This window comes from Bradyrhizobium sp. USDA 4506 (assembly GCF_054058795.1).
Genome location: NZ_JBSSBM010000002.1, coordinates 4,781,685 through 4,801,477, shown reverse-complemented (window position 1 = coordinate 4,801,477; position 19,793 = coordinate 4,781,685). Strand labels below are relative to the sequence as shown.

Genomic DNA, 19,793 nt, shown 5'->3' with positions numbered 1-19,793 from the left:
ACCAACCGTTGCGAGCAGGCAGCGTGCCGAATGGACCTTTACGCCAAAGCCCAGACCCTGGGAATCCAGACCGAGTATATCGATGGCAGCGGTCACCGCCGTGTGACAACCCCCGAGGCGCTCACGGCGATCCTCGACGCGCTGCCGCCGCAGGCGCCCCGTCGGATCATCGCCGATCCCGTGGTGGTCAGAGGCGGCCAGGCTGCGCAAACACAGTTCTCGGAGGCTGCCCGGCTTCCGGTGCAATGGAAGCTTGCGAATGGCACCGGGGTGCTCGCGCAGGGCGAGGCGCGTGAGCGCAGTGTGACGTGGCCGTCCGGTCTGCCCGAAGGCGTGCATCGGCTGCAACTGTCGGACGCATCGGGCGCCAGCGAGGAGCTGCCACTGCTGGTGGCGCCGCACGGCGCCTTCGGCGGCGAGTTCGACCGCTGCTGGGTGATCGCGGTGCAACTCTACGGCGTGCGGTCAGCGCGCAACTGGGGCATCGGTGACTTCACCGACCTGCAGCACCTGCTCGAATTCGCCCACCGGCTCGGCGCCGACGGCGTCGGGCTCAATCCGCTGCATGCGCTGTTCGACGATCGGCCCGGCGATTGCAGCCCGTACTCGCCGAACAGCCGGCTGTTCCTCAATGGGCTTTACATCGACGTCGAGCAGATTCCCGAATTCCGCGTCGATGCCGAGACCAAGGCCGCGCTGGCACCGCTCCGCAGCCATGACATGGTCGACTATGTCGGCGTCGCGGCGCAGAAATGGCCCGCGCTGCGCGCGGCGTTCGCGGCCTTCAAGGCCAACCCGGGCCTCGGCCGCTGGCAGGATTTCGAGGCCTATCGCAACGAGCAGGGCACGCTGCTGTCGCGCTTCGCCTGCTTCGAGGTGATGCGGCACAAATTCAACACGCCGTGGTGGGAATGGCCGGACGAATGGCGGCAGCCGAGCGACGCAGCTTGTGCAAAATTGCGCCGCTCGCGCGACTCTGCCGCCGAGGTCGAGTTCGTCGAATTCGTGCAATGGACCGCGGACCGTCAACTCGGCGCCTGCCAGGCGCTGGCGCACAAGCGCGGCATGCGGGTCGGGCTTTATCTCGACGTCGCCGTCGGCGTGCAGTCGGACGGGTTCGACGCCTGGAATGAGCAGATCGCGATCTCGCGCCATCTCGGCGTCGGCGCGCCGCCTGACCCGCTCAACACGGCGGGCCAGGACTGGGGGCTTGCCGGCTTCAATGCTGCGGGTCTTGAACAGCGCTCGTTCGAGCCGTTCAGGCAGATGCTGCGCGCCTCGATGCACCACGCCGGCGCGATCAGGCTCGACCACGCGTTCGGGCTGAAGCGGCTCTATCTGGTGCCGCGCGGCTTCGGCCCGGCCAATGGCGCCTATGTGCTGATGCCGTTCGAGGCGCTGCTGGCGGCGACCGCGCAGGAGAGCGTGGCGAGCCGCTGCGTCGTGATCGGCGAGGACCTCGGCACCGTACCTCCCGGGTTCCGCGAGCAGATGAACGGCTGGGGCATCTGGTCCTATCTTGTGATGATGTTCGAGACCGACGACCGGGGCGTCTTCCGCAACGCCGACTACTATTTGCCGGATGCGCTGGTGACCTTCAACACCCACGACCTCTCGACCTATGCGGGCTGGCGCTCGTTCAGCGACCTCAAGACCAAGCGTGCGCTCGGGATCGATCCCGGCGAGACCGACGAGGGGCGCTGGCACGCGCTCGGCCAGCTCGACGACGTGCTGCGCCGGCACGACATCCACGCGAACGATTTCTATTCGGTGGCGAGCTTCCTGGCACGGACGCGGTCGCGGATGATGGCGGTGTCGATGGAGGACCTGCTCGGCATTGTCGAGCAACCGAACATCCCCGGCACCGTCTACGAGCATCCGAACTGGAAGCGGCGGCTCCCGGTCTCGATCGAGCATCTCGCGTCGGCGATCGACGTCGACGCCCTCAAGCGCGCGACCCGCGAGCGCTCGCACACCGGGTAGCGCGGAGCGTAGCGCGTGGCCTCTCGTATCGAAGACTATGGACTGATCGGAGATTGCGAGACCGCCGCGCTGGTTGGCCGCGACGGCTCGATCGACTGGCTGTGTTGGCCGGCGTTCGATTCCGACCCCTGCTTCGCGGCGCTGCTTGGCACGTCGAGGAACGGTCGCTGGCTGCTGGCGCCCACAGGCGAGATCAAGCAGACCTCGCGGCGCTACTGGGACGATACGCTGATCCTGGAGACCCGGTTCGAGGTGGAAGGCGGCGCGGTCGCGCTGATCGACTTCATGCCGCCGCGCGGCAACGCCTCCGATGTGGTCCGCCTCGTTCGCGGCGTCAGCGGCCGCGTCAAGATGCGCATGGAGCTGGTGATCCGCTTCGGCTTCGGCGTCGATGTCCCCTGGGTTCGGAAGAATCCGGATGGTGACGGGCTTCTGGCGATCAGCGGGCAGGACATGACCGTGCTGCGCACGCCGGTCGAAACCCGCGGCAAGGATCTGACCACGATCGCCGATTTCGAGGTCGGCGAAGGCGATACCGTGCCGTTCGTCCTGACCTATGGACCGTCCTATCACCCGGTGCCGGACGCGATCGACCCTGAGGCTGCGCTGAAGGACACCGAGGAATATTGGCGGGAATGGTGCAGCCGCTCGACCTATGACGGCAGCTATCAACGCGCCCTCGTGATGCGCTCGCTGATCACGCTGAAGGCGCTGACCTTCAGGCCGACCGGCGGCATCGTCGCGGCACCCACCACGTCGTTGCCGGAAAAGCTCGGTGGCGCGCGCAATTGGGACTACCGGTTCTGCTGGCTGCGCGACGCCACCTTTACGCTGCTGGCCCTGATGAACTCGGGCTACACCGAGGAAGCGGCAGCCTGGCACAACTGGCTGCTGCGGGCCGCAGCCGGCGCGCCGGCCAACATGCAGATCATGTACGGCATCCTGGGCCAGCGACGCCTCCTGGAATGGGAGGCAGGGTGGCTGTCCGGCTATGAAGGGGCGCAGCCGGTACGCGCCGGCAACGCCGCGCATGCGCAACTTCAGCTCGACGTCTATGGCGAGCTGATCGACGCCTTCCATCAGTCCCGCATGGCCAAGCTGAAGCTCGACGAAGAGAACTGGTCGCTCGAATGCACCGTCGTCACCCATCTCGCCGATGTCTGGGATCAGCCGGATCACGGCATATGGGAACGCCGTGGCACCCCCAGACACTACGTGTTCTCCAAGGTGATGTGCTGGGTCGCCTTCGACCGCGCCATCAAGAGCGCGGAGCGGTTCGGCTTCAAGGGGCCGCTGGTCAAATGGCGGGTGCTGCGCGAGGCCATTCATCGCGACGTCTGCCAACGCGGCTTCGATCCCGGCCTCAACAGTTTCGTCGAGAGCTATGGCTCAAAGTTGCTCGACGCCAGCCTGCTGCTGCTGCCGTCGGTCGGCTTCCTGCCGTCGGGCGATCCGCGCATCTGCGGCACGATCGACGCGGTCGAACGGCACATGATGCGCGACGGCTTCGTGCTGCGGCACGATCCGCGCGAGGTGTCCGATGAGGTCCAGCCGATCGAGGGCGCGTTCCTGGCCTGCAGCCTGTGGCTTGCCGACGCCCATGTGCTGGCGGGAGATGTCGACAAGGCGCAGACCATGTTCGACCGCGTGGTGGCGGTCGCCAACGATCTCGGACTGTTGGCCGAGGAGTTCGATTCCGGCGCCGGCCGGCAGACCGGCAATTTCCCGCAGGCGCTGACCCATATCGCGTTGATCAACACCGCGCACAATCTCAGCGCCGCCAGAGCCGACGCCGAGAAGCCCGCGGTGCAGCGGTCGACTTAAACCACCGCGGCGATGCCGCCCTCCGTCTTCCGCTTGCGGGACCGCCGCAGGTCCGCGCTGCCAAAATATCGAAAACAACCCCATGCAAAGGAGCCGGCAGCTGCCGGCATTCGGCCAGGCAACTTGACACGTCGGGCAAATCAAGAATATATTTCCAATATTCCGAAATCGTGCGAGTGTGATCGGCCGCCTCAAGGAACCGCGGATTGGTCGGGTGACAGATCTCGCCGTGACAAAGGGCCGCGTGATCAGCGTGACGCGATCACATGATCGATTTGACTCGATTGCGATGTAGCGGACTGTAACGGCGATCACGCTGCGGCCCGCGCTCGATCACGCGTGGGGCGATCGTTCGCACGCCTCAGCGAAGCTGCAACACCGTGTCCATCGCGCGTGCGAAACCGTCCTGCTCGTTGGATTCGGTGACATGGGTGGCGCGCGCCTTCACGTCATCGCTGGCATTGCCCATCGCGAAGGAGACGCCGCTTCGCGCGAACATCGGCAGATCGTTCTGCATGTCGCCGATCGTGGCGACGTTCTCCAGCGGCACGCCAAGGCGCTTCGCGATGCCCTCGACGAAGGTGCCCTTGTCGTGGCCCGGCGGGGTGACGTCGAGATAGTAGGTCTGCGAGCGGACCGCGGTGGCATCACGGCCGACCATCTGCTGCATCTCCGCCTCGCAGCGTTGCAGCAGGGCCGCATCCGAACTCGCGCCGACGATCTTGCAGGCCTGATCGAGATAGGGCGTGAAATCGCCGACGATGGTCGGATCATGCTTGATCGTGTGCTGCTCGTGGGCGGTGTACTCGCCGTCAGGATTCCGCGTCAGCCAGCGGTCGTTGGTGAACAGCCAGATGTCGACGTCGCGTTCGCGCAGCATGTCGATGCAGCGTTTTGCGACCGCGGCCGGGATCAAATGCTGCTCGAGGGGCTTGAGCTGCGGATCGACGATCGAAGAGCCGTTGAATGCGCCGATCGGCTGTGTGATCGCAAGCGGCGCAACCAGAAAGCCCATCCCGATCGTCGGCCGGCTGGAGACGATGGTGAAGCCGATGCCGGCCTCGTGCAGCCTGCGCACTGCCGCCCTGGCGCCGTCGGTCAAGGTCTTGTCCTTGGTGAGCAGCGTGCCGTCGACATCGGATACGACAAGGGCGATGCGGGTCATGTGCGGTCCAGCTTCAGTTGAGTGACGATGTCTTCGACGATGGTTTCGACCGGACGGTCGATCGCAACCGTGATCGGGCGTTCCTCCGGGGTCGGCGGCTCCAGCGTCTTGAACTGGCTGGCGAGCAGCCCCGGCGGCATGAAATGGCCCTTGCGCGCGCCGAGCCGCGTGGCGATCAGCTCCTGCGAGCCGTCGAGGAAGACGATGCGGATATCGTCGCGGCCATGCACCAGGATGTCGCGATAGGCGCGCTTCAGCGCGGAGCAGGCGATGACGGCGCGTTCGCGGACGCCGCAGGTGCGGTCGATCTCGTCGGCGATCGCGCGCAGCCAGGGCCAGCGATCCTCGTCGGTGAGCGGCTGGCCGGAATGCATTTTGGCGACATTGCTTGGCGGATGAAAACTGTCGCCGTCCTCGAAGCGCCAGCCGATCCTGATCGCCAGGCGGTCGGCGATGGTGCTCTTGCCCGAACCCGACACGCCCATCACGACCAATGCGCAGGGGTTTTGTCCGTCACCCACGAAAGTCCTCCGGCAGCGCGGCCTGATCGATCAGCCAGACGGTCTCGCCCAGCGATCGCGCGCGGTTTGCCGGCAGGTTCTCGCCTGCGAAGAGGCGCGTCAAGATCGCGCGCTTGTTCTCGCCCGCCACCTCGAACAGCATCTCGCGGCAGGAGGCGAGGGCGGGCAGGGTCAGCGACACGCGCGGTACGAACGGCTCGACATTGGCCTTCGGCACGCCGACCACCCAGCGCTGCGTTTCCTCGACCGCGGGATAACCCGGAAACAGCGACGCGGTATGGCCGTCGGGGCCGATGCCCATCAGCACCAGGTCGAACAGCGGTCGCTTCGGATCGAGCTGTTCGGCGCCGTAGAATGCCATCAGCTCGTTCTCGTATAGCGCCGCGCTGGCGTCGGGATCCCTGAGATCGGCGGTGTCGGTCGCGATCGGATGGACATTCGCGGCCGGTGCACAGCGGTCGAGGAAGGCCTGGCGCGCCATGCTCATGTTGTGCAGCTTGTCCTTGCGCGGCACCAGGCGCTCGTCGCCGATGAACCAGTCGACGCGGTCCCACGGAATCCTCGCGCGATAGTCTGGCGTCGCCAGCAGCTGGTAGAGCGCCTTGGGGCTGGAGCCGCCGGTGAGGCAGACGGCGATCCGGCCGCTGTTCTGGTCGATCCTGGCGATCACCCGCTCGGCGGCCGCCTGCGCCAGTGCCGCCGGATCGGCGACCGTGATGATCTGGCGCTTGCCGGTCGCGGTCATGTCAGCCCAGCTTCCGCCAGCTGCGGCCGTCGCGCGTCAGCAGCGCATTGGCGGCCTCCGGGCCTTCGCTGCCGGCCTTGTAGGGTTGCAGGCCACGGCCGCCGGCGCTCTTCCAGGCGTCGATGAAGGGCTGCACCGCCTGCCATCCGGCCTCGACGCTGTCGGCGCGCTGGAACAGCAGATTGTCGCCGATCATGCAGTCATAGATGAGTGTCTCGTAGCCGGTCGACGGCTCGGCCTTGAAGTAGTCCTTGTAGCGGAACTTCATCTCGACGCCGTCGATGTTGATGGTCGGGCCGGGTACCTTGGTGTTGAACTGCAGCTCGATGCCCTCGGTCGGCTCAGTGGAGATGACGAGGTAGTTCTGCGACAGGCGATCGACCGACGTGTCGCGGAACATAGCGAACGGCGCCTGCTTGAACTTGATCGCGATCTCGGTGCGCTTGGTGGTCAGCGCCTTGCCGGTGCGCAGGTAGAACGGCACGCCGGCCCAGCGCCAATTGTCGATGGTCAGCTTCAGCGCGGCATAGGTCTCGGTCGAGCTGTCGGGCCTGACGTCGGGCGTCTTGAGAAAGTCCTCGATCTCGGTGTCGCCGATCCGGCCGGCGCGATACTGGCCGCGCACCGAATTGTGCAGCGCCTCCTGTTCGCTCTGGGTCTGGATCGCGCTCAGCACCTCGGCCTTTTCGGAGCGCACCGCGTGGGCGTCGAACCGCGCCGGCGGCTCCATCGTCACCAGCGACAGCAGCTGGAACAGATGGTTCGGCACCATGTCGCGCAGCGCGCCGGTGGCGTCGTAGAAGCTGCCGCGATGACCGACGCCGAGCTTCTCGTCGACGGTGATCTGGATATGGTCGATGTGGTTGCGATTCCAGATCGGCTCGAACATGCCGTTGGCGAAGCGCAGCACCAGGATGTTCTGGACGGTTTCCTTGCCGAGATAGTGATCGATCCGGTAGATCTGGTGCTCGTCCATCAGCTTCAGCAGCGCGGCATTCAACGCCCTGGCCGACACCAGATCGGTGCCGAACGGCTTTTCGATGATCAGCCGCCGCCAGGCGCCGTTCTCTTCCAGCATGCCGGTGCGCCCGAGCTGCTCACTGATCGGCAGGAAGGCGCTCGGCGGGGTCGCGAGATAGAACAGCCGGTTGCCACCGGTGCCGCGCGCCGTCTCGAGCTTGTCGAGCCGTTCGTTCATGGCATCGAAGGAAGCCGGATCGCGCGGATCGGCCTCGATCGAGGTGACGCATTCGAACAGCCGCTTTGCGATCGCCTCGTCCACCGGGCGGGTGGCGAACTTGCGCAGCCCCTGCATCAGGCTGTCGGTCAGCTGCTCGCTCGACATGCCCTTGCGGACAATGCCGACGACGCAGAATTTGTCCGGCAGCAGATTGCCGGCGGCGAGATTGTAGAGCGCCGGGATGACCAGCCGGTGCGTCAGATCACCGGTGGCGCCGAAGATGATGAAGGAGCAAGGATCGGGTTTCTTCTGCACGTGACCTTCCGCGGTTCTCTTCAAGCTTTTTATGCCTTTTTCGGCGGCTCCTTGTGGCCGCCGAAACCTGCGCGCATCGCCGAGAGGATCTTCTCCGCGAAGGTGTGATCCTTGCGCGAGCGGAAGCGCGTGTAGAGCGCGGCCGTCAGCACCTCGGCCGGCACGGCCTCGTCGACCGCGGCGTTGACGGTCCAGCGGCCTTCGCCGGAATCCTCGACAAAGCCGGAATAATCGTCGAGCGTGTGGTTCTGCGCCAGCGCCGATGCCGTGAGGTCGAGCAGCCAGGACGGGATCACGCTGCCGCGCCGCCAGACTTCGGCGATGTCGGCGATGTCGAGGTCGAAGCGATGCTCGGCCGGCAGCGCCTCGATATTGGCGTTCTTCAGGATGTCGAAGCCTTCGGCATAGGCCTGCATCAGGCCGTATTCGATACCGTTGTGGATCATCTTGACGAAATGCCCGGCGCCGATCGGGCCGGCGTGAATGTAGCCCTGTTCGATGCGCGGATCGCGGCCCTCGCGGCCGGAGGTGCGGGGAATGTCGCCGATCCCGGGCGCCAGCGTCTTGAAGATCGGGTCGAGCCGGTCGACCACTTTCTTGTCGCCGCCGATCATCATGCAGTAGCCGCGCTCGATGCCCCAGATGCCGCCGCTGGTGCCGACATCGACGTAATGCAGCCCGCGCTCCCTGAGCGCCTTGCCGCGGCGGACGTCATCCTGCCAGAAGGTGTTGCCGCCATCGATGATGACGTCGCCTGGCTGCATCAGCTTCGACAGCGCCTCGATGGTGGCTTCGGTGATCTTGCCGGCCGGCAGCATCACCCAGGCGGTGCGCGGCGCCTCCAGCTTGAGGACGAAATCCTCCAGCGACGAGGACCCGGTCGCATTGTCGGCGACGAGCGCCGCGACGGCCTTCGGATCCTTGTCGTAGACCACGGTGGTGTGGCCCTGGGTCATCAGGCGCCGGACGATATTGCCGCCCATCCGCCCGAGGCCGATCATGCCGAGTTGCATCCCTCGCCTCCGTCAGTTCAGTGCAGCCGAGATCGCGGCATCGAGCGCCGCGAGCCCGGAGCTGAGATCGCCCTTGAGATGCACGCGCAGCGCGCGCCGGCCGCGCTCGGTGAGCACGTCGAAATCGCCGCGCGCCTGTGCCGCCTTGATCACGCCGAAGCTCGCCTTCTGGCCGGGCACCGGCAGGTCCGCCGTATCGTCGGTCGTGACCTGCAGGAACACGCCGCTGTCGGGGCCGCCTTTGTAGGCCTGCCCGGTCGAATGCAGGAAGCGCGGACCGAACTCGGCGCAGGTCGCAAGGTGTCTTGCGTCGCGTACCTTCAGCCGCATCGCCTGCATGGCGTCGATGGTGTCGCCATCGCGCTCGATATAGGCGAGCAGGGCGACATAGTCGCCGCGGCCGGAGCGCGAGAGGTGCGCCTTGATCCAGGAGTCGAGATCGCCGTTCGCACCGGCCTTGCGCAGCTCCTCGGCGTTCTGCGCGTCGGTGTAGAGATCGACCCCGTCCGCCGACACCACCGGCTGTTCGGCCGGCAGCGACCCGGTCTTCTCGAACGCTGCCGTCAGTTCGCGGGTCTTGATCTTGGCGGCTTCGACGTCGGGCTGGTTGAACGGGTTGATGCCGAGGATCGACCCGGCGACCGCGGTCGCGATCTCGAAGCGGAAGAACTCCTGACCGATATGGTCGATCGACTTCATCACGATCCGAACCACGGGATGGCCGGCGGCCTCGAGCGCCGCGAGCTTGGCCTCATGCGCTGCATCGTTCTCGCCATCGGTGCGCAGATCGATGAAGAACCGGTCGTTGCCGTAGACCGCGGCGTCGCCAATCGTCTCGCCCTCGATCGGGATCAGGCCCTTGCCGTCCTTGCCGGTCGATTCCGCGATCAGCTGCTCGGCCCAGGCGCCGAAATCGGCAATGTCCGGCGAGGCGAAGATCGTCACCTTGTCGCGGCCTTCGAGCCCGGCGATGCCCATCGCGAGCCCGAGCTGCACGCCCGGGTTCTCCTGCGGCGGCACGTCGGCACCGCAGGAGCGCACCATCGCGAGCGTATGGCCGAGCAGGCTGCGGACGTCGATGCCGGCAGCGGCCGCCGGCACCAGACCGAACGGCGACAGCACGGAATAGCGGCCGCCGATCGCGGGGTCGCCGTAGAAGATGCGGGCAAAGCCCTGCTTGATCGCGACCTTCTGCAGCGATGAGCCCGGATCGGTCACCGCGATGAAGCGGTGGCCGGCCTTGTCCTTGCCGATCGCCTTCGCCACCCGATCGAAGAAATAGTCCTTCATCACGTTCGGCTCGGTGGTGCCGCCGGATTTGGAGGAGACGATGAACAGCGTCCTTGCGATGTCGACATACTCCTCCATCGCGCGCACCTGCGCCGGATCGGTGGAATCGAGCACGTGCAGCCGCGGGAAACCGGACCGGTGCGGGAAGGTCTGGGCCAGGACCTCCGGCCCAAGGCTCGACCCGCCCATGCCGAGCACGACGGCATCGGTGAAGTTCTGCCCCTTCACGCGCCGGGCGAAGTCCTCGTAGTCGGCGACATCAGCGGTGGCCGCGCTGGTGAGCCAGCCCAGCCATTTGTCCTCGTCGTCGCCGGTCCAGACCGATTTGTCCTTGTGCCAGAGCCTTCGGATCCGGGCGGAGGCGCGCCATTCCTCGGTGCTCTTCTCGACCGCCTTCTCGATGGTGGCGCCGAGCGCGAGCTTCTGGCGGTCGATGCCGCCGCCGAGCGAGGTGGCGCGCTTGTGGGCGACCGCGCCGTAGAGCTTGTCGGCCGCGTCGGCGAACAGCTTGACGCCGTCCCTGACCAGCTCCTCGGTAATCGCATCGAGCGAGATGCCGGACTTCTCCAGCTCTTCCAGCACGTGGCGGGCGTCCTCGACATTCTCCTCGAGGCTGTCGCGGACCTTGCCGTGGTCGCGGAAGGCATCGAGCGTTGCCGGCGGCACGGTGTTGACGGTGTCGGGGCCGATCAGCTCCTCGACATAGAGCACGTCGCTATAGTCCTTGTTCTTGGTGCCGGTCGAAGCCCACAACAGCCGCTGCGGCTTGGCGCCCTTGGCCGTCAGCTTGTCCCAGCGGTTGCCAGCGAACAGGTGCTTGTAGTCCTGATAGGCGAGCTTGGCATTGGCGATGGCGACCTTGCCCTTCAAGGCCGCGAGCCGCTCCTTTTCGTGCGGATCGTTGGCCTTGGCGATCTTCTCGTCGAGCTGCTTGTCGACGGCGGTGTCGATGCGGCTGACGAAGAAGCTCGCGACGCTCGCGACATGGGAGGGATCGCCGCCCTTGCCGACGTATTTCTCCAGGCCCTTGAGATAGGCCTCGGCGACCTGGCGATAGACCTTCTGCGAGAACAGCAGCGTGATGTTGATGCTGATGCCTTCGCCGATCAGGTACTCGATCGCCGGCAGGCCCTCGGGCGTCGCCGGCACCTTGACCATCAGGTTCTTGCGGTGGACGTCCTTCCAGAGCCGTTCGGCTTCCGCGATCGTGCCCTTGGTGTCCATCGCGAGATAGGGCGACACCTCGAGGCTGACGAAGCCGTCGCCGCCGTGGCTCTGGTCGTAGACCGGGCGCAGCACGTCGGCGGCGTGCTGGATGTCCTCGACCGCGAGGTGCTCGAACAGGTCGGCGACCGAGCGGTCGCCGCTCTTGAGGGCCTTGCCGATCGCCCCGTCATATTCATCCGAGCTGCCGATCGCCTTCTCGAAGATCGAGGGGTTGGACGTCACGCCTTTGACGCCGTCGGTCTCGATCAGCCGCTTCAGGTCGCCATCGGCGACGAAGCCGCGCGCGAGGAAGTCCAGCCAGACGGCCTGACGGTGATTTTCGAGTGCTTTGACGGGGTTCATGGGTGCCTGTTCTCGTTCGATCGAGGGTCGATTTTTGGGTTCCCGGGCAGCTTTCGGGGGCGGAGGGGGATTGTCAACATGGCGGGAGCCCCGGGCGGAATATCAGCATTTCCAAGGGATAACGCCATTCACAACAGTTCGATCCGCTCGGACGCAGGTGCGAGCAGACCCCCATCTCAGCACATTTTTATGACGCGTTGCGGCGCAGGACCGCGCGTCAGGGGCGCAGGTAGAGGTAACCTTGGGATTGCAGCTCGGCGAGGCGGACCACCCCGCCGCGCTCGGCGGCAACGAAGCCGGGGAGCAAGTCGGCGAGGCCGATGTTCTGCGATTTCATGGTGTTGCCGCAGGCGGCGAACTCGATCCCATCCTTGGTGAACCGCGCGACATGTTTTGACAGCTCGGGATTGGCGGCTGCTGAATGAAACGCCTTCAGCGCCCGGCCGTGCACCACCAGCGCAATCGTCACATTGCCGGGGCCGCCGACGCCGTCGAGATGGTTCTGGATGTTGCCGATCACGAAATTGACCTTGTCGAGGTCATCGAGGTGATAGACCACCTTCAGCTTTTGCGGCGGTGCTTCGGTGGCGGCGCCGGCCTGGGACGCTGCCAAGACGGCGCCGATCGCTGAAAGCGTGCCCCAGAGGATGCTGCGTCGGCGCATGGCGTCTCTCGCGCAATTATTGTTGATCCAGTGTTGTCCCTTTGGGCAAACCTATCATTTGTGGCGGAGCGCAGCGAGTTCCTTGCGGTCGGTCACAAGTTCGGCGCATTCGCCCAAGTCCGCGCGATCGACGCGAAAGATCTTGTCGTCGGCGCCGGCGAACAGCGCTTCGCCCGCATCGTCGTCGGGCTTGTTGCGATTCCACACCATGATGCGGCCAAGGCGCGCAATCACGGATTTATTGTCCTTGGACAACGCCACGGTGATACCGCCGCCCTCGCAATCCACGCCGCATTCGAAGCGTATTTCGTGGCCGGATTCGGCCGCGATGGCATGATTGCAGTAGCCGCTGGAGTCGAAATTGCCAGGGCGGTGGCGGTACGCGACGCCGAGCCGGAATGAATAGTTGGTGGCCTTGTCCTCCGGAGCGTCTTCCGCTGACACCAGCAGCTTCATCGCGCTGACCTTCTGCTTCGGATGCTGCGCCAGATGATTTGCATCGTAGCGCCGCACGAAGCAGGCATAGGCTTTCGCGCCGGGCGGGCCCGCGAACATCCTGTTGTCGAAGGCGGCCGCCGCGGCCTTGTCGACGCCTTCCTGCGCCTGAACGGCTAACGGCGCGCCGGTCCAGGCGGCGGCTGCGAGTGCGACAACAAGGAGCGCCTGCTTCATGACCGGCTCGGGAATAGCCAGCGCCTCCAAGGTGTCATCTTTAAAGCGCGGCAATGGTGCCGCGCGGAACTGCGCGGGCTCGTTGCCTTAGTCGCGGCGACAAGGAGGCACGTTCAACCGCGGCTGAACGTTTGTTCATGAGAGTCTATGGCGCGTGCATCTTGACGCCACGGCTGAACGGTCACACTTTTTCAGGGAAGCCCAACGTCCATCGCCGGACGGGAAGTTGCCCGCTCGGATGTCCGCTTCGGAGGCCTGGGCCCCGGTAAACCACGGATGTGGCGAGGGGGTTACAGCCACCAAAAACAAGGGGATATTGATGAACCATTAAGCTTCCTGCCTGTTGATAAGGCAGAGGCTGCACGCGCCGTGCATTGCCGAACTGAGTCGGTCGAGTGTCCAATGGACTCAGCGTGCCGACGCTGATTCGATCCTAGGACGCTCTTGTTACGACTCGTGTCAGTCGTGCGGCGATACATATCGTGGAGAGAGGGATCATGTACAACGATTCTTTGTTCAACGCCTTCGCAAGGTCGTTTGAAGCGCGAAGCCAGACCGACATGTCGATGGCCGAGTATTTGGAGTCGTGTCGAAGTGATCCGATGCGATATGCAAATGCGGCCGAGCGGTTATTGGCGGCAATCGGTGAGCCCCAGATGATCGACACGGCCAAGGACCCACGCCTTGGCCGTATCTTTTTGAACCGTACGATCAGGTCGTATCCGGCCTTCGCCGGGTTCTACGGCATGGAGGACACGATCGAACGCCTCGTCGGCTTCTTCCGTCACGCCGCGCAGGGCCTCGAAGAGCGCAAGCAGATCCTCTATCTGCTCGGGCCGGTCGGCGGCGGCAAGTCATCGCTCGCCGAACGCATCAAGGCGCTGATGGAGATTCATCCGATCTACGTGCTGAAGGCGGGCGACGAGCTGTCGCCGGTGTTCGAGAGCCCGCTTGGGCTGTTTGATCCCGAGACGCTTGGCCCGATGATCGAGGAGAAGTACGGCATTCCGCGCCGCCGGCTGAGCGGGCTGATGTCGCCCTGGGCCTACAAGCGGCTCGAAGCCTTCGGTGGCGACATCTCGCAATTCCGCGTCGCGCGCATCCAGCCTTCAAGGCTGCGCCAGATCGCGGTTGCCAAGACCGAGCCCGGTGACGAGAACAACCAGGACATCTCCTCGCTGGTCGGCAAGGTCGACATCCGCAAGCTCGAGACCTACGCCCAGAACGATCCCGACGCCTACAGCTATTCCGGCGGCCTCAACCGCGCCAACCAGGGCGTGCTCGAGTTCGTCGAAATGTTCAAGGCACCGATCAAGATGCTGCACCCGCTGCTGACCGCGACGCAGGAGGGTAACTACATCGGCACCGAGAATATCGGCGCGATTCCGTTCACCGGCATCATCCTCGCGCACTCGAACGAAGCCGAGTGGCAGAGCTTCAAGACCAACAAGAACAACGAGGCCTTCATCGACCGCATCTGCGTCATCAAGGTCCCGTACGTCCTGCGGGTCACCGAGGAGCAGAAGATCTACGAGAAGCTGATCCAGGGCTCCGAGCTTGCCGCAGCACCTTGCGCTCCGGCGACGCTGGAGACGATGGCGCGCTTCTCGGTGATGTCGCGGCTGCGCAAGCACGAGAACTCGACGCTGTTTGGCAAGATGCGGGTCTATGACGGCGAGAGCCTCAAGGAATCCGATCCGAAGGCGCGCAGCGTTCAGGAGTACAAGGACGCGGCCGGCGTCGACGAGGGCATGGACGGCGTCTCCACCCGCTTTGCTTTCAAGGTGCTCGCCTCGACCTTCAACCATGACACCACCGAAGTCGGCGCCGATGCGGTGCACCTGATGTATGTGCTGGAGCAGGCGATCCGCCGCGAGCAGCTGCCTGACGAGACCGAGAAGCGCTATCTCGAATTCATCAAGGCCGACCTCGCGCCGCGCTATGCCGAGTTCATCGGCAACGAGATCCAGAAGGCCTATCTGGAATCCTACGCCGACTACGGCCAGAACCTGTTCGACCGCTATGTCGACTACGCCGACGCCTGGATCGAGGATCAGGACTTCAAGGATCCCGACACCGGTCAGCTGATGAACCGCGAGCTCCTGAACCAGGAGCTGACCAAGATCGAGAAGCCGGCCGGCATCGCCAACCCGAAGGACTTCCGCAACGAGGTCGTCAAGTTCTCGCTGCGCTCGCGGGCCCATAACGGCGGCAAGAACCCGAGCTGGACCTCCTACGAAAAGGTTCGCGACGTGATCGAGAAGCGGATATTCTCGCAGGTCGAGGATCTGCTTCCGGTCATCTCGTTCGGCTCCAAGAAGGACGGCGAGACCGAGAAGAAGCACGGCGAGTTCGTCGAGCGGATGGTGGAGCGCGGCTATACCGAGCGCCAGGTCCGCCGGCTCGTCGAGTGGTACATGCGGGTGAAGCAGGCCGGCTAATGCGCGATCCGGAAAGCCGGCACCGGCTTTCCGTTTCGTCTCGTCCCGTCCAATAAAATGCGATGCGACTGTCATGATCGCATCCGGTGAGGCAGATGCAACGTGGTCATGCATATCGTCGATCGGCGGTTGAATCCGGGTAGCAAGAGCCTGGAGAACCGCCAGCGCTTCCTGCGGCGCGCCAAGGCGCTGGTGCAGGGGGCCGTCAAGAAGTCGTCACAGGACCGGGACATCAAGGATGTTCTGGAAGGCGGCGAAGTGACAATCCCGCTGGACGGCATGGACGAGCCGCGGTTCCGGCGCGAGGGCGGCACGCGTGACATGGTGCTGCCCGGCAACAAGAAGTTCGTCGAGGGCGACTGGCTGCAGCGCCCGAACCAAAGCGGCGCCAAGGGCTCCGGCGCAGGCGAGGGCGACAGCGAGGACGCCTTCCGCTTCGTGCTCAGCCGCGACGAATTCGTCGATCTCTTCCTCGACGACCTCGAACTGCCCGATCTTGCCAAGCGCAAGCTCGCGGAAACCGAAAGCGAAGGCATTCAGCGCGCCGGCTATGCGACCTCCGGCTCGCCCGCCAACATCTCGATCAGCCGCACGGTGAGCCGGGCGCTGGCGCGACGCGTGGCACTGCGCCGGCCGCGCAAGGACGACATCGAGGCGCTCGAGGCGGAGCTTGCCGAATGCGATGACGATGCGCGGCGCCGCGAGCTGCTGGCGCTGCTCGAAGCGCTGAAGGCCAAGGCCAAGCGGATCCCGTTCATCGATCCGATCGACATCCGCTATCGCCGCTTCGAGACGGTGCCGAAGCCGGTGGCGCAGGCCGTGATGTTCTGCCTGATGGACGTATCGGGCTCGATGTCCGAGCACATGAAGGATCTGGCGAAGCGGTTCTATATGCTGCTCTACGTGTTCCTGAAGCGGCGCTACAAGCACGTCGAGATCGTGTTCATCCGCCATACCGACCGCGCCGAGGAGGTCGACGAGGACACCTTCTTCCACGGACCGGCTTCCGGCGGCACGCTAGTGTCGAGCGCCTTGGTCGCGATGAACGACATCGTCCGCACCCGCTTCCGTCCGGCCGACTGGAACATCTACGCCGCCCAGGCCTCGGACGGCGACAACATGACCTCGGACAGCGCGCTGACCGGTCACCTCCTGACCGACAAGATCCTGCCGGTCTGCCAGTTCTTCGCCTATCTCGAGGTCGGCGAAGCCGCCAACTACACCTTCGACATGCCGGACTCCTCGCTCTGGACGCTCTATGAGCGTCTGCGCAACGAGGGCGCGCCGCTGTCGATGCGCAAGGTGAGCGAGCGCGGCGAGATCTTCCCGGTGTTCCAGGACCTGTTCAAGCGCCGCAGCAAGCAGGAAAGGGTGTAGCGTGATGGGTTCTTCCGGGGAACGGCTGTTCGAGGGCGCCGATTGGGATTTCCAGACCTTGCAGCGGGTCCACGACGCCTGCGAGAAAATCGCGCGCACCGAGCTCGGGCTCGACGTCTATCCCAACCAGATCGAGGTGATCACCGCCGAGCAGATGCTCGACGCCTATTCCTCGGTCGGCATGCCGCTGTTCTACAAGCACTGGTCATTCGGCAAGCAATTCGCGTTCCAGGAAGCGTCCTATCGCAAGGGCCTGATGGGCCTCGCCTATGAGATCGTGATCAATTCCTCGCCGTGCATCTCCTATCTGATGGAGGAGAACACGGCGACGATGCAGACGCTGGTGATCGCGCACGCGGCGTTCGGGCACAATCACTTCTTCAAGAACAACTATCTGTTCAAGCAGTGGACCGATGCCGACGGCATTCTCGACTATCTGGAATTCGCCAAGGGCTACATCGCGGTCTGCGAGGACCGCCACGGCCGCGAGACGGTGGAGCGGACGCTCGATGCCGCGCATGCGCTGATGTCGCATGGCGTCGACCGCTATCCCGGAAAGAAGACGCTCGATTTGCGTGCCGAGGAGAAGCGTGCCGGCGAGCGCCGGCAGCACGAGGAAAGCGTGTTCAACGATTTGTGGCGGACGGTGCCGAACACCAAGGCCAAGAGCAAGGCTACGCTCACGGCCGAGCGCCGCCGCGCGCTGCTCGGCTTGCCGCAGGAGAACATCCTCTATTTCCTCGAGAAGACCGCGCCGCGCCTTGCACCCTGGCAGCGCGAGCTGATCCGCATCGTCCGCCACATCGCGCAGTATTTCTACCCGCAGGGCCAGACCAAGGTGATGAACGAGGGCACCGCGACCTACGTCCATTACCGCATCATGAGCCGGCTGCATCAGCAGGGCCGGCTCACCGACGGCAATTTCCTCGAATTCCTGCAGTCGCACACCAATGTGGTGTTCCAGCCCGAATTCGACGACCGCCGCTATTCCGGCTTCAATCCCTACGCGCTCGGCTTCGCCATGATGCAGGACATCGAGCGGATCGTGAAAAATCCGGAGGACGAGGACCGCGAGTGGTTCCCCGATATCGCCGGCAAGGGCGACGTCGAGGGCGTGCTGCGCGAGATCTGGAGCAACTACCGCGACGAGAGCTTCATCAACCAGTTCCTCAGCCCGGCGCTGATCCGGCGCTTCCGCATGTTCCATTTGCACGACGACCCCGCGGAAAGCCAGGGGATCAAGGTCGACGCGATCCACGACGAGCGCGGCTACCGCCGGGTCCGCCGCGAACTGGCACGGCAATACGACGTCGGCTTCGTCGACGCCAATATCGAGGTCGTGGATGTCGATCTCGACGGCGATCGCCGCCTGATGCTGCGCCACACCACCGTGAAGGGCGCGCAACTCAACGAGACCGACGCGCGGCGCGTGCTGCAACACCTCGCCGATCTGTGGTCCTACGACGTCGCGCTGACCGAAATCGACGGCACCGACAAGGTGCTGAAGGAATACGTCGTCAGCCCGCGCGCGGCTGCGGTCGCGGCCTGAGGATCACGCTCTCGCTGACATGAGCGCGGCGCACACCGCCGCGCGGAATGCGAGTCTTGCTCGGTGAACCTTCATGTCTATCGAAGGCTCACATCATGAACATGCCGGCAACATTCCGACTTGAAAGCGCATGGCGTTCTATGCGCGAACGCGATTGCCGGCATGCGGAAATCTCGCGAGACGTTCTTGGTGATTGCCTGCGCGGACGCGATGGATAATGTGCGCCGCGTCAAGAAAACCAAGAAAAGGATATGCTCTTGTCAACTCGCTCCCGCCTGGCGGGCTTTCTCGCCTTCACCGCGCTCACGGCCTCGTTGACCTCGCCGTCCGTGGCAGCCGATACCGCGATCAAAATAGGAAACACCGCGCCCTATAGCGGCCCGGCGTCGGCCTACGGCACGATCGCGCGTGCCGAAGCCGCGTATTTCCAGATGCTCAACGATCAAGGCGGCATCAACGGCCGCAAGATCGACTTCGAGAGCCTCGACGACGCCTATTCGCCGTCGAAGACCGTCGAGCAGACCCGCAAGCTCGTCGAGCAGGACGAGGTGCTCGCGATCTTCAGCGCGGTCGGCACCGCGCCGAACATCTCGGTGCAGAAGTACCTCAACATCAAGCGCGTGCCGCAGCTGTTCGTGTCCTCCGGCGCGACGCGCTGGAACGATCCAAAGCAGTTCCCGTGGACGGTCGGTTTCAATCCGACCTACGAGCTCGAAGGCCGGCTCTACGCAAAATACATCCTGAAGACCAAGCCGGATGCGAAGATCGCCGTCATCACGCCGAACGAGGACGCCGGCAAGGACTATCTGAGGGGTTTCAAGGACGGGCTCGGCGAGCATGTCGGCCAGATCGTCGCCGAGACCACGTATCTCACGACCGATCCCACCATCGATTCCCAGATGGTGACGATGCGCGAGTCCGGCGCGGACGTCTTCTTCGCGGAGGCGACGCCGAAATTCGCGGCCCAGGCGCTGCGCAAGGCGGCGAGCATGGGCTGGAAGCCGCTGACCATCCTGCCGACCGTCTCGAACTCGGTCTCCGCGGTGCTTGAACCGGCCGGTCTCGAGAACGTCATCGGCGTCGTGACCGGGCTCTATCTGAAGGATCCGACCGATCCGCGCTGGGCCGACGATCCCGCGCAGAAGGAGTTTGCGGACTGGATGAAGAAGTACCAGCCGAATGCGAGCCCGGGCGACCTCTTCAACGTGCAGGGCTACACGGTGGCGCAGGTCATGACGGCGGTGCTGAAGAACTGCAACGGCGACTACAGCCGTGCCAACATCATCAAGCAGGCGACCAATCTGAAGGCGCTCGAGCTGCCGATGCTGTTGCCCGGCATCAAGGTGCAGACCGAGCCCGACAATGTGACGCCGATCCGGCAAATCCAGATGGCGCGGTTCGACGGCAAGTCCTGGGCGCTGTTCGGCGACGTCTTGAGCGACAAGTAGCCGTCACCAACTCCGCTGTCGTCCCTGCCTAGTGCAC

The 19,793-nt window shown here is 64.7% G+C and carries 14 protein-coding genes; 6 read left to right on the top strand and 8 right to left on the bottom strand.

The features are described from left to right. Positions 1 to 30 precede the first annotated feature (30 nt). The gene (gene malQ, locus ACVIHF_RS24985) at positions 31 to 1,983 is read left to right on the top strand and encodes a 4-alpha-glucanotransferase (protein ID WP_456792678.1); all 1,953 of its coding nucleotides are present in this window, start codon (positions 31 to 33) and stop codon (positions 1,981 to 1,983) included. A gap of 15 nt (positions 1,984 to 1,998) precedes the next feature. Further along, a complete protein-coding gene (locus ACVIHF_RS24980; protein WP_456779540.1) occupies positions 1,999 to 3,807 on the top strand; it encodes a glycoside hydrolase family 15 protein in 1,809 nt (602 codons plus the stop codon). Between the two features lie 361 nt (positions 3,808 to 4,168). Here ACVIHF_RS24980 and ACVIHF_RS24975 read toward each other — a convergent pair whose 3' ends face one another. From ACVIHF_RS24975 to ACVIHF_RS24940, 8 genes are all read right to left on the bottom strand, one after another. Next, positions 4,169 to 4,972 carry an HAD family hydrolase gene (locus tag ACVIHF_RS24975; protein WP_092085690.1) on the bottom strand — a complete coding sequence of 268 codons (804 nt, stop codon included), beginning with the start codon at positions 4,970 to 4,972 and terminating at the stop codon, positions 4,169 to 4,171. Continuing rightward, on the bottom strand, positions 4,969 to 5,457 hold the full coding sequence (locus ACVIHF_RS24970; RefSeq protein ID WP_057014886.1) for a gluconokinase: 489 nt from the start codon (positions 5,455 to 5,457) through the stop codon (positions 4,969 to 4,971). The genes ACVIHF_RS24975 and ACVIHF_RS24970 overlap by 4 nt, the downstream gene beginning before the upstream one ends. A 28-nt stretch (positions 5,458 to 5,485) precedes the next feature. Next, a complete protein-coding gene (gene pgl, locus ACVIHF_RS24965; protein WP_456792677.1) occupies positions 5,486 to 6,238 on the bottom strand; it encodes a 6-phosphogluconolactonase in 753 nt (250 codons plus the stop codon). Between the two features lies 1 nt (position 6,239). Then, positions 6,240 to 7,733 carry a glucose-6-phosphate dehydrogenase gene (zwf, locus tag ACVIHF_RS24960; RefSeq protein WP_456792676.1) on the bottom strand — a complete coding sequence of 498 codons (1,494 nt, stop codon included), beginning with the start codon at positions 7,731 to 7,733 and terminating at the stop codon, positions 6,240 to 6,242. A 29-nt stretch (positions 7,734 to 7,762) separates the two neighbouring features. Next, positions 7,763 to 8,746: a phosphogluconate dehydrogenase (NAD(+)-dependent, decarboxylating) gene (gnd, locus tag ACVIHF_RS24955; protein ID WP_456779542.1), complete on the bottom strand. Its 984-nt coding sequence runs from the start codon at positions 8,744 to 8,746 to the stop codon at positions 7,763 to 7,765. Positions 8,747 to 8,758: 12 nt separating this feature from the next. Next, complete coding sequence (locus ACVIHF_RS24950) at positions 8,759 to 11,605, bottom strand: bifunctional transaldolase/phosoglucose isomerase (protein WP_456792675.1); 2,847 nt, start codon at positions 11,603 to 11,605, stop codon at positions 8,759 to 8,761. 217 nt (positions 11,606 to 11,822) lie between these two features. Then, positions 11,823 to 12,269: a DsrE family protein gene (locus ACVIHF_RS24945; protein ID WP_283069417.1), complete on the bottom strand. Its 447-nt coding sequence runs from the start codon at positions 12,267 to 12,269 to the stop codon at positions 11,823 to 11,825. A 54-nt stretch (positions 12,270 to 12,323) separates the two neighbouring features. Next, complete coding sequence (locus ACVIHF_RS24940; protein WP_456779544.1) at positions 12,324 to 12,941, bottom strand: hypothetical protein; 618 nt, start codon at positions 12,939 to 12,941, stop codon at positions 12,324 to 12,326. A 497-nt stretch (positions 12,942 to 13,438) separates the two neighbouring features. Between ACVIHF_RS24940 and ACVIHF_RS24935 the strand changes: the two genes are divergently transcribed. The 4 genes from ACVIHF_RS24935 to ACVIHF_RS24920 all read left to right on the top strand — a co-directional run bounded on the left by ACVIHF_RS24935 (position 13,439) and on the right by ACVIHF_RS24920 (position 19,756). Next, complete coding sequence (locus ACVIHF_RS24935) at positions 13,439 to 15,382, top strand: PrkA family serine protein kinase (RefSeq protein WP_038382967.1); 1,944 nt, start codon at positions 13,439 to 13,441, stop codon at positions 15,380 to 15,382. A 108-nt stretch (positions 15,383 to 15,490) separates the two neighbouring features. Continuing rightward, a complete protein-coding gene (locus ACVIHF_RS24930) occupies positions 15,491 to 16,759 on the top strand; it encodes a YeaH/YhbH family protein (protein WP_076823957.1) in 1,269 nt (422 codons plus the stop codon). A gap of 4 nt (positions 16,760 to 16,763) precedes the next feature. Beyond that, a complete protein-coding gene (locus tag ACVIHF_RS24925; protein WP_057014891.1) occupies positions 16,764 to 18,308 on the top strand; it encodes a SpoVR family protein in 1,545 nt (514 codons plus the stop codon). Positions 18,309 to 18,559: 251 nt separating this feature from the next. Next, positions 18,560 to 19,756 (top strand): ABC transporter substrate-binding protein, encoded by a 1,197-nt coding sequence (locus ACVIHF_RS24920; RefSeq protein ID WP_310882989.1) that lies wholly within the window; start codon positions 18,560 to 18,562, stop codon positions 19,754 to 19,756. The last annotated feature ends 37 nt before the right edge of the window (positions 19,757 to 19,793 follow it).